This window comes from Micromonospora sp. CA-111912 (genome assembly GCF_050948415.1).
GTDB lineage: Bacteria > Actinomycetota > Actinomycetes > Mycobacteriales > Micromonosporaceae > Micromonospora.
Genome location: NZ_CP192007.1, coordinates 5,836,258 through 5,851,447, shown reverse-complemented (window position 1 = coordinate 5,851,447; position 15,190 = coordinate 5,836,258). Strand labels below are relative to the sequence as shown.

Genomic DNA, 15,190 nt, shown 5'->3' with positions numbered 1-15,190 from the left:
CGGGCAGAATGCACGGCGTCGTGAGCGAGCGCACCGAGGAGCGGGCATGAGTGTCGACATCGAGGCGGCCAACCGTGAGCTGGCCGAGGCCCGCAGCAGCGGGAAGCCCTGCCCACCACTGCGGGGCCGGCTGCTGCCGGAGGGGGACGTCGAGTCCGCGTACCGGGTGCAGCAGCTCCAGACGCGGGCCTGGCAGGGCCGCGGCGAGCGCCGGGTGGGCGCGAAGATCGGGCTGACCTCCCGGGCGGCCCGGGAGAGCCTCGGCGTGCACCAGCCGGACTTCGGGCTGCTGACCGACACGATGGCGGTCGGGGACGGCGTCGAGGTGCCGTTCGGCCGGCTGCTCCAGCCGAAGGTGGAGGCCGAGGTCGCCTTCGTGCTCGGCCGGGACCTGACCGACGAGCGGATCACCGCCGTCGACCTGATCCGCGCGGTCGACCACGTGCTGCCGGCGATCGAGATCGTCGACTCCCGGATCGCCGGCTGGGACATCTCCATCGTGGACACCGTCGCCGACAACGCCTCCAGCGGCCTGTTCGTGCTCGGCACCACGCCCCGCCGGCTGGCCGACGTGGACCTGCGGCTGTGCGGGATGGTCCTCGAACACGCCGGGGAGCCGGTCTCGGTCGGCGCCGGGGCGGCCTGCATGGGCAACCCGCTGAACGCCCTCGAGTGGCTCGTCGGCACGCTCGTGCGCGCCGGTGACCCGCTGCGGGCGGGGGACCTGGTGCTCTCCGGGTCGCTCGGCCCGGTGGTGCCGGTGACGCCCGGCGCGGCCTACGAGGCGCGGATCTCCGGGCTCGGCTCGGTTCGTACCAGTTTCGGAAGGGAACCCTCATGAGTACCGGCGTGGCGGTGCTCGGGTCGGGCAACATCGGCACCGACCTGATGATCAAGGTGCTGCGGCGCGGCGGCGGTCCCGACGGGTCGCGTTCCTCGGCCTCCCCGGGGAGCCTGCGGATGGTGGCGATGGCCGGCATCGACCCGGACTCCGACGGGCTGGCCCGGGCCCGCCGACTCGGCGTGGCCACCACGGCCGAGGGCGTCGACGGGCTCGTCGCGCTGCCCGAGTTCGCGGACGTGGAGTTGGTCTTCGACGCGACGTCGGCCGGCGCGCACCAGCGGCACGACGAGGTGCTCCGCGCTCTCGGCCGGACCGTGGTCGACCTGACCCCGGCGGCGATCGGCCCGTACGTGGTGCCGCCGGTCAACCTGGACGAGCACCTGCACGAACCGAACGTGAACATGGTGACCTGCGGTGGGCAGGCGACCGTGCCGATCGTGGCCGCCGTCGGCCGGGTCACGCCGGTGGCGTACGGGGAGATCGTCGCCTCGATCGCCTCGAAGTCGGCGGGGCCGGGGACCCGGGCGAACATCGACGAGTTCACCGAGACGACCGCGCGGGCGATCGAGGTGGTCGGTGGCGCGGGGCGCGGTAAGGCGATCATCGTGCTGAACCCGGCCGATCCGCCGCTGATGATGCGGGACACCGTCTACTGCCTGTGCCCGGACGCCGACGCCGACCGGGCCGCGATCGCCGGATCGGTGGCGGAAATGGTGGCGACCGTGCAGGAGTACGTCCCCGGCTACCGGCTCAAGCAGGACGTGCAGTTCGACCCGGTCGACACGTACGTGCCGGCTCTCGGGCGGCACCTCACCGGATTGCAGGTGTCGGTGTTCCTGGAGGTGTCCGGTGCCGGGCACCACCTGCCCGCGTACGCCGGGAACCTGGACATCATGACCTCGGCCGCGCTGCGCACCGCCGAGCGGCTGATCGCCCTCCGGAAGGCGGTGACCGCATGACCGACCTGTACGTGCAGGACGTGACGTTGCGCGACGGGATGCACGCCGTCGCCCACCGGTACACCGTCGACCAGGTGCGCGCGATCGCGGCGGCGTTGGACGCGGCCGGGGTGGCGGCGATCGAGGTGGCGCACGGCGACGGGCTGGCCGGGTCCAGCGTCAACTACGGCCACGGCGCGGCCAGCGACGCCGACTGGATCTCCGCCGCGGCCGAGGTGCTGACCACCGCGCGGCTGACCACCCTGCTGCTGCCGGGGATCGGCACCATCGCCGACCTGAGGGCGGCGAAGGCGCTCGGGGTGACCAGCGTCCGGATCGCCACCCACTGCACCGAGGCGGACATCTCCGCCCAGCACATCTCCTGGGCACGGGAGAACGACATGGACGTGTCCGGCTTCCTGATGATGTCGCACATGACCGACCCGGCCGGGTTGGCCGCGCAGGCCGCGCTGATGGAGTCGTACGGGGCGCACTGCGTCTACGTCACCGACTCGGGTGGCCGGTTGTTGATGTCGGACGTGGCGCAGCGGGTCGACGCATACCGGCAGGTGCTGTCGGCGCAGACGCAGATCGGTATCCACGCGCATCACAACCTGTCGCTCGGGGTGGCCAACAGCGTGGTCGCCGTGGAACACGGCCGGGTCGCCGGCGGCGCTCCGGCCGGGCCGGACGCCCCGCACGGGCGCACGGTGCGGGTGGACGCGTCGCTGGCGGGGATGGGCGCGGGGGCCGGCAACGCCCCGTTGGAGGTGTTCGTCGCGGTCGCCGAGCTGCACGGTTGGAAGCACGGCTGTGACGTGTTCGCCCTGATGGACGCCGCCGACGACCTGGTCCGGCCGATGCAGGACCGGCCGGTGCGGGTGGACCGGGAGACGCTGTCCCTCGGCTACGCCGGGGTGTACTCGAGCTTCCTGCGGCACGCCGAGCGCGCCTCGGCGAAGTACGGGGTGGACGTGCGCTCGATCCTGGTGGAGCTGGGGCGGCGGCGGATGGTCGGTGGTCAGGAGGACATGATCGTGGATGTGGCGTTGGACCTCGCGGGTCGGCGTGGACAGGAGGAGATCGCGTGATCGGGGTGGACACCGCGGGCGTCGCCGGCAGGCTGGGGGCGGCGGCCGACACGGCCACCGCGATCGCGCAGCTCGCCGCCGAGACCGGCCTGGACTCCGACGGCGCGTACGCGGTGCAGACCGCGCTGGTGCAGCGCCGGCTGGACCGGGGCGAGCGCCTCGTCGGGCTGAAGATGGGGCTGACCAGCCGGGCGAAGATGGCCCAGGTCGGCGTGGACGAGGTGATCTGGGGCCGGCTCACCGATGCGATGCGGGTCCCCGACGGCGGCACGGTCGACCCGGCCACGTTCATCCACCCCCGGGTCGAGCCGGAGGTGGCGTTCCTGCTGGACCGGCTGCCCGAGCCGGGCGAGCCGGTCGGGGCGTTCGCCGACGCGGTGCGGGCGGTCGCCCCGGCGATCGAACTGATCGACTCCCGGTACGCCAACTTCACCTTCTCCCTGCCCGACGTCATCGCCGACAACGCCTCCGCCGCCGCGTTCGCCATCGGAGCCTGGTCACCGGTGCCGGACGGGCTGGACAACCTCGGCGTGCTCCTCGAGATCGACGGACGCGTCGTCCAGGTCGGCTCGACCGCCGCGATCCTCGGCGACCCCCGCCGGACCCTGGACGAGGGACTCCGCCTCGCCGGGCGGCACGGGGTGCGACTGCGGTCGGGCTGGGTCTTCCTCGCCGGGGCCGCCACCGCCGCCGTGCCCCTGCGCCCCGGCGCGCACGTCCGCGCCGTCGTGGAGAAGCTCGGCGCCGCGTCGCTGCGGGCGTCGTCGTGAGCGGCGAGGCGCGCGTGGTCGCCGGCAAGGCCGTGCCGCGCGGGGCGTTTCCGCACGTCAAGGTCGCCGGCGGATTCGTCTTCGTGTCCGGTACGTCGTCCCGGCGGCCGGACAACACCTTCGCGGGCGTGTCGGTGGACGAGTTCGGCACGACCGACCTCGACGTCCGGGCGCAGACCCGGGCCGTGATCGGGAACGTCCGGGACCTGCTGCGGTCGGTCGGCGCGGACCTGCCCGATCTCGTGCAGGTGACGTCGTACCTGGTCAACATGAACGACTTCGGTGGCTACAACGAGGTGTGGGCGGAGTTCTTCGACGCCACGGGGCCGACCCGGACGACCGTGGCCGTGCACCAGCTTCCGCACCCGCACCTGCTCATCGAGATGCAAGCCGTGGCGCTTCTTCCGTCGGGAGGTCAGTCGTGAGTGAGATCGCTGAGCCGTTCAGCTTCCCCGGGTGGGTCGCCGAGAACCAGCACCTGCTGAAGCCGCCGGTGGGCAACCGGGAGATGTTCCCCGGCTCCGACGACTTCATCGTGATGGTGGTGGGCGGGCCGAACCAACGCACCGATTTCCACGTCGACCCGTACGAGGAGTTCTTCTACCAGGTCAAGGGCAACATGCACGTCAACCTCATGACCCCGCAGGGGCCGCGTACGGTGCACGTGCGCGAGGGCCAGATGTGGATGCTGCCGCGTGACACCCCGCACTCGCCGCAGCGCCCCGAGGTCGGCTCGATCGGCGTGGTGGTGGAGCGGGTCCGCGAGAAGGGCACGCTGGAGAAGTTCCAGTGGTACTGCCCGGAGTGCGGGCACAAGGTGCACGAGGTGGAGTTGCAGGTCCGCGACATCGCCGCCGACCTGCCCCCGGTGTTCGGCGCGTTCTACGCCGACGAGGCCGCCCGCACCTGCGGCGAGTGCGGCGCGCTGCACCCGGGCAAGGGCTGATGGGGGTGCCCGCCGGGCGGCTCCCGGTGGTCGACGTGCACACACACGTCGTACCGAAGGGGTGGCCGGACCTCGGCGCGGCGTGCGGCGGGTCCGGCTGGCCCTGGCTGCGGATCGACTCCGAGCGGGCCGCCATGATCATGGTGGGGGAGACGGAGTTCCGGCCGGTCGGCGCGCAGTGCTGGGACGCGCCGACCCGGCTGGCCGACATGGCCGCCGACGGGGTCGACGTTCAGGTGGTGTCCCCGACCCCGGTCTTCTTCAGCTACGACCGCCCCGCCGACCAGGCGGTGAAGGTGGCCCGGATCTTCAACGACCTCACCCTGGAGGTCACCGCCGCTGGCGGCGACCGGCTGGTGCCGTTCTGCCAGGTGCCGTTGCAGGACCCGGACGCGGCCTGCGCCGAGCTGGACCGCTGCCTCGCGGCCGGGCACGTCGGGGTGGAGATCGGCAACCACGTCGGCGACCGGGACCTCGACGACGAGGGAGTGGTCACCTTCCTCCAGCACTGCGCGGAGGTCGGCGCGCCGGTGTTCGTGCACCCGTGGGACATGCCGGGCGGGCCCCGGCTGGACCGGTGGATGGCCCGCTGGCTGACCGGGATGCCCGCCGAGACGCACCTGTCGGTGCTGGCGCTGATCCTCGGCGGCGTGTTCGACCGGGTGCCGGAGTCGCTGCGGCTCTGCTTCGCGCACGGCGGCGGGAGCTTCCCGTTCTGGCTGGGCCGCGCCGACAACGCCTGGCACCGCCGGGGCGACCTGGTCCGGGGCGCGTCCGCCGCACCGCCCAGCGCGTACGTCGACCGGTTCTGCGTGGACTCGGTGGTGTTCGAACCGGCGGCGCTGCGGCTGCTGGTGGACACCATGGGCGAGGACCGGGTGCTGGTCGGCAGCGACTACCCGTACCCGCTGGGGGAGCGCCCGGCCGGGCAGGTGGTCCGCGCGGCGGAGTTCCTCACCGCGGCCCAGCGCGACAAACTGCTCTCCGCCAACGCCCTGCGCTTCCTCGGCATGTCGGGTATATAAGGCCACCCTGAGGTGACCCGCCGCCTGCCGTGTCGGGGCGGCGACGGGCGGCCGGGCACCGGACAGGGCAGGATGGCGGAGTGGCTGAGCTGCCGTACTGCGCCGTGTCGAACGTCACGGGCGAACCGTCGGTCTTCCTGCCGCCCGGCCGCACCGCCGAGGGCCTGCCGGTGGGTGTCCCGCTCCCCGGCCGGTACGGTGCCGACGGCACCCTGATTGGGACTGCCGGGCAGCTTGAGCACGCCAGTTGCGGGTGGGATCGCCACCCCGCAATCTGGCGGGCCGTCGACTCCGCTAACGTGAATACGAGCGGAGTCGGGCGGCCGATGTCATGATCGTCCAACCGACCCGGAAGTCCTGGTCTCTCTTTCCGCCTGGGGGCGTTGGGATTGTCTGTTACCGAGACGTTGCTGATCTTCGTCGGCATCCCGGCGGCCGTGGTGCTGGTGATCGCCGCGCTGGCATTCGCCGGCGGCCCGGGCAAGGGCGCCGCCGTCAAGCGCTACCGGCCGGGCCGGCCCTTCGACTTCACTCCGGTCTGGTTCCTGGGCCGCCCGGAGCAGCTGGCCGACTCGGCCGGCACCGTGCTGGCCGCAGGTGCGCAGGCACCGGCGCTGACCAGCCACAAGCTTGAGAAGGCCGGCATCGAGGCGCCGGCCGGGGGAACCGGAGGCGCAAGTGACCGTTGGTGAGATCCAGGCCGGCACGGAAACACCGCCCGAGGTGCTCGACGGGCCGTTCTCGACCCGTCAGCTGCTGCGCATCGACGAGGCGCTCCGCCTGGCCGACCAGGGGACCGGGCTGGTCTTCTCGGTCTACGTCGGCGGCCTCGACGAGCCGATCCGCGAGCACGCCCAGCGGCTGCACCGGCAGCTCGCCGACCCCGACCGGTCGGTCCTGATCGCGGTGTCGCCCAACCAGCGCAAGCTGGAGGTCGTCACCGGCCGGCACGCCCGCAAGCGCATCCCCGACACGTACGCCAAGCTGGCCGCCCTCTCCATGGTGGCGGCCTTCGGCGGCGGCGACCTGGCCGGCGGCATCATCAACGGCCTCGACCAGCTCGCCAGCCACGCCGGCAAGGGCTGAGACCAGCCCCCAGGGGCCGCAAGGGCCCGAGCGGCAGGGACGACGCCTGCGCCGGAGCGACCCGCCCGCACGACGACGACACCCGGTCCGCGACTGCGGGCCGGGTGTCAGTGCGTTCGAGGGGTGAGCCGACCCTCGTGAACCGGTCGTGCCGTCGGCTGCCGGGCGACCCCACCTTTCCGCGAAACCATAACGGCCCGGGGCCGGCGGGGCCGTTCGCCCGCGCCGGCCCCGGGCCGGGTGCCACTCGCCTCAGGCGCTGCGGGCGTCCCGGTCGCGGGCCCTCAGCGCGCGGACGACGGCGTCGCGGCCCTCGGCGACCAACCGGCGCAGCGACGCCGGCTGCCCGTCGGCGGCGGCCAGCCACGCGTCGGTGGCCGCGACGGTATCCTCCGAGACCGGCTGGTCCGGGTACGCCAGCTGGACGAACTCCTGCGCCGGCTCGCTGTCCCGCTGCGCCCAGACCTGGTCCACCACGGCGAAGTACTTGTCCCGGTACGGGGCGACCAGCTCCGCCTGCACGGACGGGGCGAAGCCCTGCAACAGCGCCCGGTTGCGCCAGTTCGGCAGCGCGTCGGGGCCGGTGAGCTGGGCCCAGACGGCGGCCTTGTTCTTCTCCGTCGGCACCAGCGCGTGCGCCTGCGCGGCCTCCCGCTCGCCGCTGGCGGTCCGGTCGCCGGCCAGCTCGGTTTCGATCTCCTCGGCGCCGGCGGCCCCGTTGGCCACCAGCTGCTGGAGGATCGTCCAGCGCAGCTCGGTGTCGACGGCCAGCCCGGCCGGCACGTCGTTGCCGGCCAGCCAGCCCCGCAGCGTCGCCAGGCCCTCGTCGGAGCGGGTCGCCGAGGCGACGGCGCGGGCCCAGGCGAGCTGGAACCCGCTGCCCGGCTCGGCGGCGGCCAGCGTGGCCTTCGCCGTCCGGTGCAGCTCGGCCCAGCCGGTCGGCGCCCAAGCCGGGTCGGCGTAGTAGACCAGCGCGGAGGTCGCCTGGCGGAGGGTGGCGGTGACCAGGTTGATGTCGGTCTCCGCGGGCAGCCCGGCCAGCACCAGCGCCACGTAGTCGCGGGCCGACAGCTCGGCGTCGCGGACCATGTCCCACGCGGCCATCCAGCACAGGGCGCGCGACAGCGACGACTCGAAGCCGGCGATGTGCTGCACCACCGTGGCCATCGACCGCTCGTCCAGCCGCAGCTTCGCGTACGTCAGGTCGTCGTCGTTGAGCAGCAGCACGTCCGCCGCCGGCACGCCGTGCAGGTCGGTCAGCTCGGTCAGCTCGCCGGTCACGTCGATCTCGATCCGCTCCCGGCGGACGAGCCGGCCGTCGGTCAGGTCGTACAGGCCCACGCCGATGCGGTGGGTGCGCAGCGTCGGGTACCCGGCCGGCGCCTCCTGCCGCACCACCACCCGCTGATAGCTGCCGTCGGCGTCGATCGTCACCTCGGGACGCAGGGTGTTGACCTGTGCGGTCTCCAGCCACTGCGCGGCGAACTTGCGCAGCTCCCGGCCGGAGGCCGCCTCAAGCTCCGACAGCAGGTCGTCGAAGGTGGCGTTGCCCCAGGCGTGCTTGCCGAAGTACGCCCGCAGCCCGGCCAGGAACGGCTCCTCGCCGACGTACGCGACGAGCTGCTTGAGCACGCTCGCGCCCTTGGCGTACGTGATGCCGTCGAAGTTGACCTCGACCGCCTCCAGGTCCGGCATCTCGCAGTACACCGGGTGGGTGGAGGAGAGCTGGTCCTGCCGGTAACCCCAGTTCTTCCGGATGGACAGGAAGGTCGTCCAGGCGTCGGAGAAGCGGGTGGCGTTGGCGTTGCACCAGTGGCTGGCCCACTCGGCGAACGACTCGTTCAGCCACAGGTCGTTCCACCAGCGCATGGTGACCAGGTCGCCGAACCACATGTGGGCCAGCTCGTGCAGGATCGTGTTGGCCCGCTGCTCGTACTCGAAGTCGGTGACCTGGGAGCGGAAGAGGTAGTGCCCCTCGGCGTGGGTGACGCAGCCGAAGTTCTCCATCGCGCCGGCGTTGAAGTCCGGCACCCAGAGCTGGTCGTACTTCGGCAGCGGGTAGCGCACGCCGAACTGCTGGTGGAAGAAGTCGAAGCCCTGCTTGGTGACGAGGAACAGATCGTCCGAGTCGAGGTACTGCGCCATCGAGGCCCGGCAGTAGACCCCCAGGTCGATGCCGTCGTGGCTGTCCCGCACCTCGTGGTACGGGCCGGCGCAGAGCGCGGTGATGTAGGTGCTCATCCGGGCCGACGGAACGAAGTGGACGGTCTTGAGCCCCTCGCCGGCCGGCACCTCGCGCTCGACCGGCATGTTGGACACCACCCGCCAGTGCTCCGGGACGGTGGCGTGCCAGGTGTAGACGCTCTTCAGATCGGGCTGGTCGAAGCAGGCGAAGACCTTCTGGGCGTCCGCCGTCTCGAACTGGCTGTAGAGGTAGGTCTCCCCGTCGACCGGGTCGACCGTGCGGTGCAGCCCCTGCCCGCTGTTCGAGTACGCGAAGTCGGCCTCCACCACGAGGGTGTTCTCCTCGGCCAGCCCGGTCAGCGCCAGCCCGCTGTCCGCCGACCAGCCGGAGACGTCGACCGGGACGCCGTTGAGCGTCGCCGAGCGCACCGCCTCGGCGGCCGCCTCGATGAAGGTGGATGTGCCCGGTTCGGCGCAGCGGAACCGGACCTCGGTCACCGACCGGAAGGTCCGGGCGTCGGCGGCCTGGACGGCGGTCGACAGGTCCAGACTGATGTCGTACCCGGTGACCTCGAGCAGGCGGGCCCGCTCGGTGGCCTCGACCTGGGTCAGGTTGCGCACTCCCGGCACTGTTCGTCTCCATCCCGCTCTCGCGTGCGCCGCTGCGGCGCCAGCCCACCGCCCGTTCGTGACAGTCGGTCGGAACCGAGTCTTCCATGGGCGGGCGCATCGCGGTGGGCGACGTCACGCTCTCATTCCGGTACCGGTCAACGCCGGCCAGGGTGGAGGATCAAGGGACAAAGGGTCGGCCCCCCGGCCCTGCCGTTGCGAAGGGAACCTCACCGTGACCGATCGAGTCACTGTCGGCATGTGGTTCGACCCGATGTGTCCGTGGGCGTGGATCACCTCCCGTTGGCTGCTGGAGGTGGAGCAGGTCCGTGACGTGGACGTCCGCTTCCACGTGATGAGCCTGTCGGTGCTCAACGAGGGGCGCGACGTGCCCGAGCGGTACCAGCAGATGTTGCAGAGCGGCTGGGGCCCGGTGCGGGTCTGCATCGCGGTCGAGCAGCAGCACGGCCCGGACGCCGTCAGTGCTCTGTACACCGCCATGGGCACCCGGATCCACCTCGGCAAGGAGGAGCTGGGCCGGGAGCTGTTCGCGGCGGCGCTGACCGATGCCGGGCTGGACCCGGAGCTGGCCGCGGCGGCCGAGAGCACCGCGTACGACGAGGCCCTGCGGGCCAGCCACGAGGCTGGGATGCGGCCGGTCGGCGCCGACGTGGGCACCCCGGTCATCCACGCCCCCGGCCCGGACGGCGACCCGGTGGCCTTCTTCGGCCCGGTGGTCACCCCACGGCCCAAGGGCGAGGCCGCCGGCCGGCTCTGGGACGGCGTCCTGCTGGTCGCCGGGACGCCCGGCTTCTATGAGCTGAAGCGCTTCCGCGACGCCGCCCCGACCTTCGAGTGAAAAGGGGCACCTGCTCAACGGCTCAGGGTTAGCGAAGGTTCCCTTCTTACGCCGCTCCGCCCGCCGTCGGCCCGGGCTCCGACAGGGCCGGCGGCGGGCGGGGCCTGCGGTGGCCGGGCGATGGGCGAGACGGGCCGGGCGGTGGGCGAGGGCCTGCGATGGACGGGGCCGGTGGGCGGCGCGCCGTGGGGGCGTCACCGGGTGGTGCGGGGGTCGTTCCACCGGATGTCCCGCCAACGGCCCGCAGGGCCGCGCCCGGCAGCTCGTGGAGGCATCCGATGGGTAAGCACCGCTGTACGTCCGACGACGCGACCGGGGATCCCGGTGCGGCGTACTGGTCCGTGGCGGACGCCGGCTGGCCGGCGGTCCGGCCGACGCTGCCGGCCGAGATGGTCGACCTGCTGGCCCCGCCGATCGTGGTCGGCGTCGCCCGGGTGGCGGCCACCTCCCGGCTGACCCCGCCCCCCGGCACGCCGGGCCGGTCCGTCGCACCGGCCACCTCCTTTCAACTGGTGGACGAGGTGCGGGGCCCGCTGCGGGGCGTGACCGGCCGGCGGTAGCGTCAGCGGACATGACGGTCGTACATCCGATCGCCCGGGCCTGGATCACCACTGGCGGCACCGGCGCGCAGAACTACGACGAGTTCGCCGACGACGCGGAGATCACCGCGATCATCGAGGCGAACCCGCACAGTGCCCTCGGCATCGAGATGCCGCACCGGGCACCGGAAACCCTGGGGAAGTCCTTCCTCGACGCGCTTCCCGACGCGGCGGCCCGCCTCGCCGAGGCCAAGGCCGACGGCAGCTACACCCCGGCCGAGCAGGTGGTGGTCCTCTACCGGATCAGCGCGCCGGGGGAGGAGACCGCCTACGGGCTGTTCGCCATGGTCGACACCGACCAGATCTCCACGAGCGCCGACGAGCCGGGCCTGGTCATCCGCAACGAGGACGTCTTCATCGCCAAGGTCCGCGAGCGGGTCGCCCTCGCCGAGGCGCTCGGGCACCTGCTCTCGCCCGTACTGCTGCTCCAGACCGGCCGGGGCGACGAGCTGCACGCCGCGCTCGCGGCGGCGACCGATTCGGCCGGGGCGCCCGCCGCGACCGACACCGACCAGTCCGGGCGCACGCACGCCGTGTGGCTGCTCGGCCCCGGCCCCGAGCAGGACGCGCTGGCCGCCCTGGCCGGCGGCGGCGAGCTGGTGGTCGCCGACGGCAACCACCGCAGCCTCGCCGCCCAGACCGGCGGCCTGCCCCGCTTCCTGGCCGTGGTGACCACCCCCGCGTCGGTCGCGATCCAGCCGTACAACCGGCTGGTCAGCGAGCTGACCGTCACCCCGGCGGAGCTGGTCGACCGGCTCCGCGCGGCGGGCGCCGAGGTCACCGGAATCGACGGTCCGGTCGAGGTTCCGACGGCCGGCGGCACCGTCGCGCTCCGGCTGGCCGACCAGGGGTACGCGGTGCGACTGCCGCACGTCGACGGCGGCCGGCTGGAGAACCTCGACCACGCGCTGGTGGAGCGGGTGCTGATGCGCGACGCGCTCGGCCTCGACCCGGGCGACAAGCGGATCACCTACGTCGGCGGGGACTACCCGGCGAGCTGGCTGACCGGCGAGGTCGAGGCGGGCCGGGCCGAGCTGGCGGTGCTGATCGCCCCGGTGACCGTGGACGACTTCGTCGCGGTCAACCTGGCCCGGGAGAAGATGCCGCGCAAGAGCACCTGGTTCACCCCGAAGGCCCGCGGCGGCCTGGTGGTGGCCGAACTGTCCCGCTGAGCGCGCGACACGCCGGTCGACGACCCGGTTGACCAGCCCTTCTGTGACGAAGCCGGCTCCGCGCCGCCGCCCGCTCGGCGGCGCGGACGACGGCCTGACAGACTGCGCGGTATGCGCGTCTATCTGGGATCCGACCACGCCGGTTTCGAGCTGAAGGTGCACCTGGCCGGCCACCTCGCCAAGCAGGGGTACGAGCTGGTCGACGTCGGCCCGCACGCCTTCGATCCGGACGACGACTACCCGGCGTTCTGCCTGCACACCGGTGCCCGGGTGGTCGCCGACCCCGGCAGCCTCGGCGTGGTCATCGGCGGCTCGGGCAACGGCGAGCAGATCGCCGCCAACAAGGTCGCGGGCGTCCGGGCGGCGTTGGCCTGGAACATCGACACCGCCCAGCTCGGCCGGGAGCACAACGACGCCAACGTGGTGGCCGTCGGCGCCCGTCAGCACACCCTGGACGAGGCCACCGCCATCGTCGAGGCGTTCCTCACCACCTCGTTCTCCGGCAACCCCCGCCACGCCCGCCGGATCGACCAGGTCGCCGCGTACGAGCAGAGCCGGGAGCTGCCCGACCTGCCCTGACCCGTCAGCGGCCCGGCCGGGTCAGCGGCCCGGGGCGGGGCAGGTCCTCGCGGGGCATCCAGTTGCGCCGGACGACGACCATCCGGGCCTCCGCCTCGGCCAGGTCCTCCTCGGTCGGTCGGGCCGCGTCCCGGGCCCGTAGCGCCGCCAGGGGCCCCACCTGGGAGGCACCGGGCCCGACCAGGCTGCGCAGGCCCCGCTCGCCGTCGCGTTCCTCGCCGGCCGGGCCGCCCCGGCGGCGGGGCGGCTCGACCACGTCCTGCACCCCGGCAGTGGGCGCCGTGGGAACCTCGGCGTCGGAGTGGTGCCTCAGCCGGCGTCGCCGTCGATCCCCGTCAACCATCAGCCGACCGTACCGCCCGCGCCGCCGCCGCGCCCGCCCCACGTCAAGGCCCGGCCGGCGGGGCGGTGGCGGGGGCGGTCAGAAGATGCCCATTCCCGCCGGGGCCCGGTGCCAGGCGAAGGCGGGCCCGGCGGCGGCCAGCGCGCCGGGACGCCGCTCGTGGACCCGCCCGGCGTCGGCCAGCGCCGCCAGCCCCGTCCCGCCCAGGTACAGCTCGCCGAGCGCCCGCACGTCGCAGGCGAGGTCGGCCGGCCGTTCGGTGGGCCCGCACCGGGCGTCGTCCGGCCCGCCGGTCAGCCGCCAGCGCCCCGAGTTCTCCGGCAGCAACTCGTCGGTGACCTCGACGACGACGTCCACGTCGGCGGCGTACCGGCGGGCGGCCAGCGCGGCCGGCACATCCACCACCCGCACCCAGAGCGCGTCGGAGAGCCGGGCCACCAACCGGCGCGGCTCGTCGACCAGGCGCAGCAACGGGTCGTCCACCGGCCCCCGGTAGGAGAGCCGGCGGGTCAGGTCGAGCGAGAGCAGCAGCCGCCACAGCGCCAGCCGGGCCGCCGGGTTCGCGGCCACCATCTCCTCGACGATCGTCACGCCGCGCGGGCCGGCGGCGTCGGAGTCCCGGCGCGAGCGCCACAGCGCGTACCCGTCGACCTCACCGCCCGGGCCCTCGTGCAGCATCACCCGGCGCTCGGTCGCGCCCGCACGCTCGTCGGCCGGGTCCGTCAGCACGTACCGCCACCACTGGTCGTCCCGGTCGGACCAGCCAGGGCGGTCGGCGCGCAGCCGGTCGTACAGCCGGGCCAGGTCGGCCTGCTGTGCCACCGGCCGGCCCAGGCGCAGCCGGCCCTCGGCGGCGGCCGGGGCGGGCAGCCGCAGTTCGGTGGTGGAGCACTCGACGGAGAGTTCCTGGGCGGCGAGGCCGTAACCGAACCGGGGGTAGATCCGGCCCTCGCTGGCCCAGAGCACGGCCACCGGCTCCCGGCCGGCGTCCCGGATGTCGCGCAACTGTTGGCGCACGAGCCGGGTGAGCAGGCCGCGGCGGCGGTGGGTCGGCAGCACCCCGACCATGGTCACGTGGGCCGCCGGCAGCGTGGCGCCCGGGACGGTCAGCTCCCGGGTGAACGCCGAGACGTGCGCCACGAGTTCCGCGCCGTCCCGGATCAGCAGGCTCCGGTGTGGCTCCCAGATGCCCCGTTCGGCCTCGCGGGTCTCCTCGCCGAGGGTGGTGTGGAACGTGATCTCGATCATGCGGGCCAGGTCGTCGAAGTCGTCGGGCCGGCCGACCCGGATCGGCGGTGGAGGGTTCGTCATCGTCCGTGTCTATCGGACGCCACACGGGGCAGGCGACCGATTTGCCGGCTCGTTACCCTCGGAGGTGGGGCCGGCCGGTGCCGGCACCGACGTCAGGGGAGGACACGAGATGGCAGACCAGACACAGCCGTGGGCGGAGCGGACCGTGGAGGTGTCGCCGCAACCGGGTGTCGGGGTGCCGCCACAGCGCGACGCCTTCCGCCGGGGGGTGGCCTCCGTGGGGCAGCCGCGCCCTCCACGTACCGAACCCTTCCCCACGATCGACCAGGGCGGGCACGACGGGCACGACGGGCTCTGGTCCGGCGACGTGCCGGCGCCGCGCCGCCCGTTGAGCTGGCACCTGGCCCGGTTGCGGGTCGGCGGCGAGTGGAGCGCCGCAGGGGGCCTCTTCGCCTTCGTCTGCTGGGGCATCTGGGCCATCTCCGGGCGGGGCGACCTCGGCGCGCCGCTGCTCACCTTCCTGCTGAGCCTGCTGGTCGCGGCCGGCCTCTTCGGGCTGTCCCGGCTGCTCGGCCGGGTGATCTGGGAGCGGCAGCTCGGGCGGGTCCGGCGCAGCGCGCGGGGCGCCCACATCGTGACGGCGGTCTTCCTGGTGGGCCTGGGGGTCGCCTACCTCCAGCAGACCGAGTGGGTGGTCTCCGCCTGGAACTGGGTCACCGGCAACTGACCCCGGCCGGGCTGGGGCGGCACCGGTGCGGTGGTCCTGCGCCCGGGCGGGCCGGCGCGGAGCCGCCCGCCCGGGCGCCGGAGTCGCGGTCCGCCGCGACGCCGGCCGTTCCTCACCAGGCGGCGCTGCTTACCCGCCACAAGCGCCTTAATCCGCGGCGGGCGCCG

At 73.6% G+C, this 15,190-nt stretch carries 17 protein-coding genes and 1 pseudogene; 15 read left to right on the top strand and 3 right to left on the bottom strand.

The window, feature by feature from the left end; all coding sequences use genetic code 11:
• The first annotated feature begins 46 nt into the window (after positions 1 to 46).
• The 10 genes and pseudogenes from ACQPZO_RS24410 to ACQPZO_RS24365 all read left to right on the top strand — a co-directional run bounded on the left by ACQPZO_RS24410 (position 47) and on the right by ACQPZO_RS24365 (position 6,700).
• Positions 47 to 841, top strand: a complete 795-nt coding sequence (locus ACQPZO_RS24410) for a 2-keto-4-pentenoate hydratase (protein ID WP_433344247.1) — start codon at positions 47 to 49, stop codon at positions 839 to 841.
• The gene (locus ACQPZO_RS24405; RefSeq protein WP_433344245.1) at positions 838 to 1,803 is read left to right on the top strand and encodes an acetaldehyde dehydrogenase (acetylating); all 966 of its coding nucleotides are present in this window, start codon (positions 838 to 840) and stop codon (positions 1,801 to 1,803) included. Before ACQPZO_RS24410 ends, ACQPZO_RS24405 begins: the two co-directional genes overlap by 4 nt.
• The gene (gene dmpG, locus ACQPZO_RS24400; RefSeq protein WP_433344243.1) at positions 1,800 to 2,873 is read left to right on the top strand and encodes a 4-hydroxy-2-oxovalerate aldolase; all 1,074 of its coding nucleotides are present in this window, start codon (positions 1,800 to 1,802) and stop codon (positions 2,871 to 2,873) included. Before ACQPZO_RS24405 ends, dmpG begins: the two co-directional genes overlap by 4 nt.
• Complete coding sequence (locus ACQPZO_RS24395; protein ID WP_433344242.1) at positions 2,870 to 3,643, top strand: 2-keto-4-pentenoate hydratase; 774 nt, start codon at positions 2,870 to 2,872, stop codon at positions 3,641 to 3,643. The genes dmpG and ACQPZO_RS24395 overlap by 4 nt, the downstream gene beginning before the upstream one ends.
• Positions 3,640 to 4,068, top strand: coding sequence for a RidA family protein (locus ACQPZO_RS24390; protein WP_405105272.1), 429 nt, complete (start codon positions 3,640 to 3,642; stop codon positions 4,066 to 4,068). Before ACQPZO_RS24395 ends, ACQPZO_RS24390 begins: the two co-directional genes overlap by 4 nt.
• Positions 4,065 to 4,589, top strand: a complete 525-nt coding sequence (locus tag ACQPZO_RS24385; protein ID WP_433344241.1) for a 3-hydroxyanthranilate 3,4-dioxygenase — start codon at positions 4,065 to 4,067, stop codon at positions 4,587 to 4,589. The genes ACQPZO_RS24390 and ACQPZO_RS24385 overlap by 4 nt, the downstream gene beginning before the upstream one ends.
• Entirely contained in the window at positions 4,589 to 5,614 is a 1,026-nt protein-coding gene (locus ACQPZO_RS24380) for an amidohydrolase family protein (RefSeq protein ID WP_433344239.1), read from the top strand. Before ACQPZO_RS24385 ends, ACQPZO_RS24380 begins: the two co-directional genes overlap by 1 nt.
• A gap of 92 nt (positions 5,615 to 5,706) precedes the next feature.
• Positions 5,707 to 5,949, top strand: a pseudogene (locus ACQPZO_RS24375) (amidase); the annotation flags it as partial.
• A gap of 54 nt (positions 5,950 to 6,003) precedes the next feature.
• The gene (gene ctaJ, locus ACQPZO_RS24370; RefSeq protein ID WP_433344238.1) at positions 6,004 to 6,306 is read left to right on the top strand and encodes an aa3-type cytochrome oxidase subunit CtaJ; all 303 of its coding nucleotides are present in this window, start codon (positions 6,004 to 6,006) and stop codon (positions 6,304 to 6,306) included.
• A complete protein-coding gene (locus ACQPZO_RS24365; RefSeq protein ID WP_350886217.1) occupies positions 6,293 to 6,700 on the top strand; it encodes a DUF5130 family protein in 408 nt (135 codons plus the stop codon). Before ctaJ ends, ACQPZO_RS24365 begins: the two co-directional genes overlap by 14 nt.
• Positions 6,701 to 6,952: 252 nt before the next feature.
• On the opposite strand, the gene pepN is transcribed toward ACQPZO_RS24365, so the two are convergent.
• Positions 6,953 to 9,505 (bottom strand): aminopeptidase N, encoded by a 2,553-nt coding sequence (pepN, locus tag ACQPZO_RS24360; protein ID WP_433344236.1) that lies wholly within the window; start codon positions 9,503 to 9,505, stop codon positions 6,953 to 6,955.
• 247 nt (positions 9,506 to 9,752) lie between these two features.
• Here pepN and ACQPZO_RS24355 point away from each other — a divergent pair, with 247 nt between their 5' ends.
• The 4 genes from ACQPZO_RS24355 (at position 9,753) to ACQPZO_RS24340 (ending at position 12,702) form a co-directional block, all read left to right on the top strand.
• Positions 9,753 to 10,352 carry a mycothiol-dependent nitroreductase Rv2466c family protein gene (locus ACQPZO_RS24355; protein ID WP_433351214.1) on the top strand — a complete coding sequence of 200 codons (600 nt, stop codon included), beginning with the start codon at positions 9,753 to 9,755 and terminating at the stop codon, positions 10,350 to 10,352.
• Positions 10,353 to 10,630: 278 nt separating this feature from the next.
• Complete coding sequence (locus ACQPZO_RS24350) at positions 10,631 to 10,912, top strand: hypothetical protein (protein WP_433344234.1); 282 nt, start codon at positions 10,631 to 10,633, stop codon at positions 10,910 to 10,912.
• A gap of 11 nt (positions 10,913 to 10,923) precedes the next feature.
• The gene (locus ACQPZO_RS24345) at positions 10,924 to 12,123 is read left to right on the top strand and encodes a DUF1015 family protein (RefSeq protein ID WP_433344232.1); all 1,200 of its coding nucleotides are present in this window, start codon (positions 10,924 to 10,926) and stop codon (positions 12,121 to 12,123) included.
• A 111-nt stretch (positions 12,124 to 12,234) separates the two neighbouring features.
• Positions 12,235 to 12,702 carry a ribose-5-phosphate isomerase gene (locus ACQPZO_RS24340; protein ID WP_396669926.1) on the top strand — a complete coding sequence of 156 codons (468 nt, stop codon included), beginning with the start codon at positions 12,235 to 12,237 and terminating at the stop codon, positions 12,700 to 12,702.
• A gap of 4 nt (positions 12,703 to 12,706) precedes the next feature.
• Here ACQPZO_RS24340 and ACQPZO_RS24335 read toward each other — a convergent pair whose 3' ends face one another.
• Together ACQPZO_RS24335 and ACQPZO_RS24330 are read right to left on the bottom strand one after the other, a co-directional pair.
• Positions 12,707 to 13,045 (bottom strand): hypothetical protein, encoded by a 339-nt coding sequence (locus ACQPZO_RS24335; RefSeq protein ID WP_433344230.1) that lies wholly within the window; start codon positions 13,043 to 13,045, stop codon positions 12,707 to 12,709.
• A 78-nt stretch (positions 13,046 to 13,123) separates the two neighbouring features.
• Entirely contained in the window at positions 13,124 to 14,356 is a 1,233-nt protein-coding gene (locus ACQPZO_RS24330; RefSeq protein ID WP_433344228.1) for a GNAT family N-acetyltransferase, read from the bottom strand.
• A 109-nt stretch (positions 14,357 to 14,465) separates the two neighbouring features.
• On the opposite strand from ACQPZO_RS24330, the gene ACQPZO_RS24325 reads away from it, so the two are divergent.
• Complete coding sequence (locus tag ACQPZO_RS24325; protein WP_433344226.1) at positions 14,466 to 15,023, top strand: hypothetical protein; 558 nt, start codon at positions 14,466 to 14,468, stop codon at positions 15,021 to 15,023.
• The last annotated feature ends 167 nt before the right edge of the window (positions 15,024 to 15,190 follow it).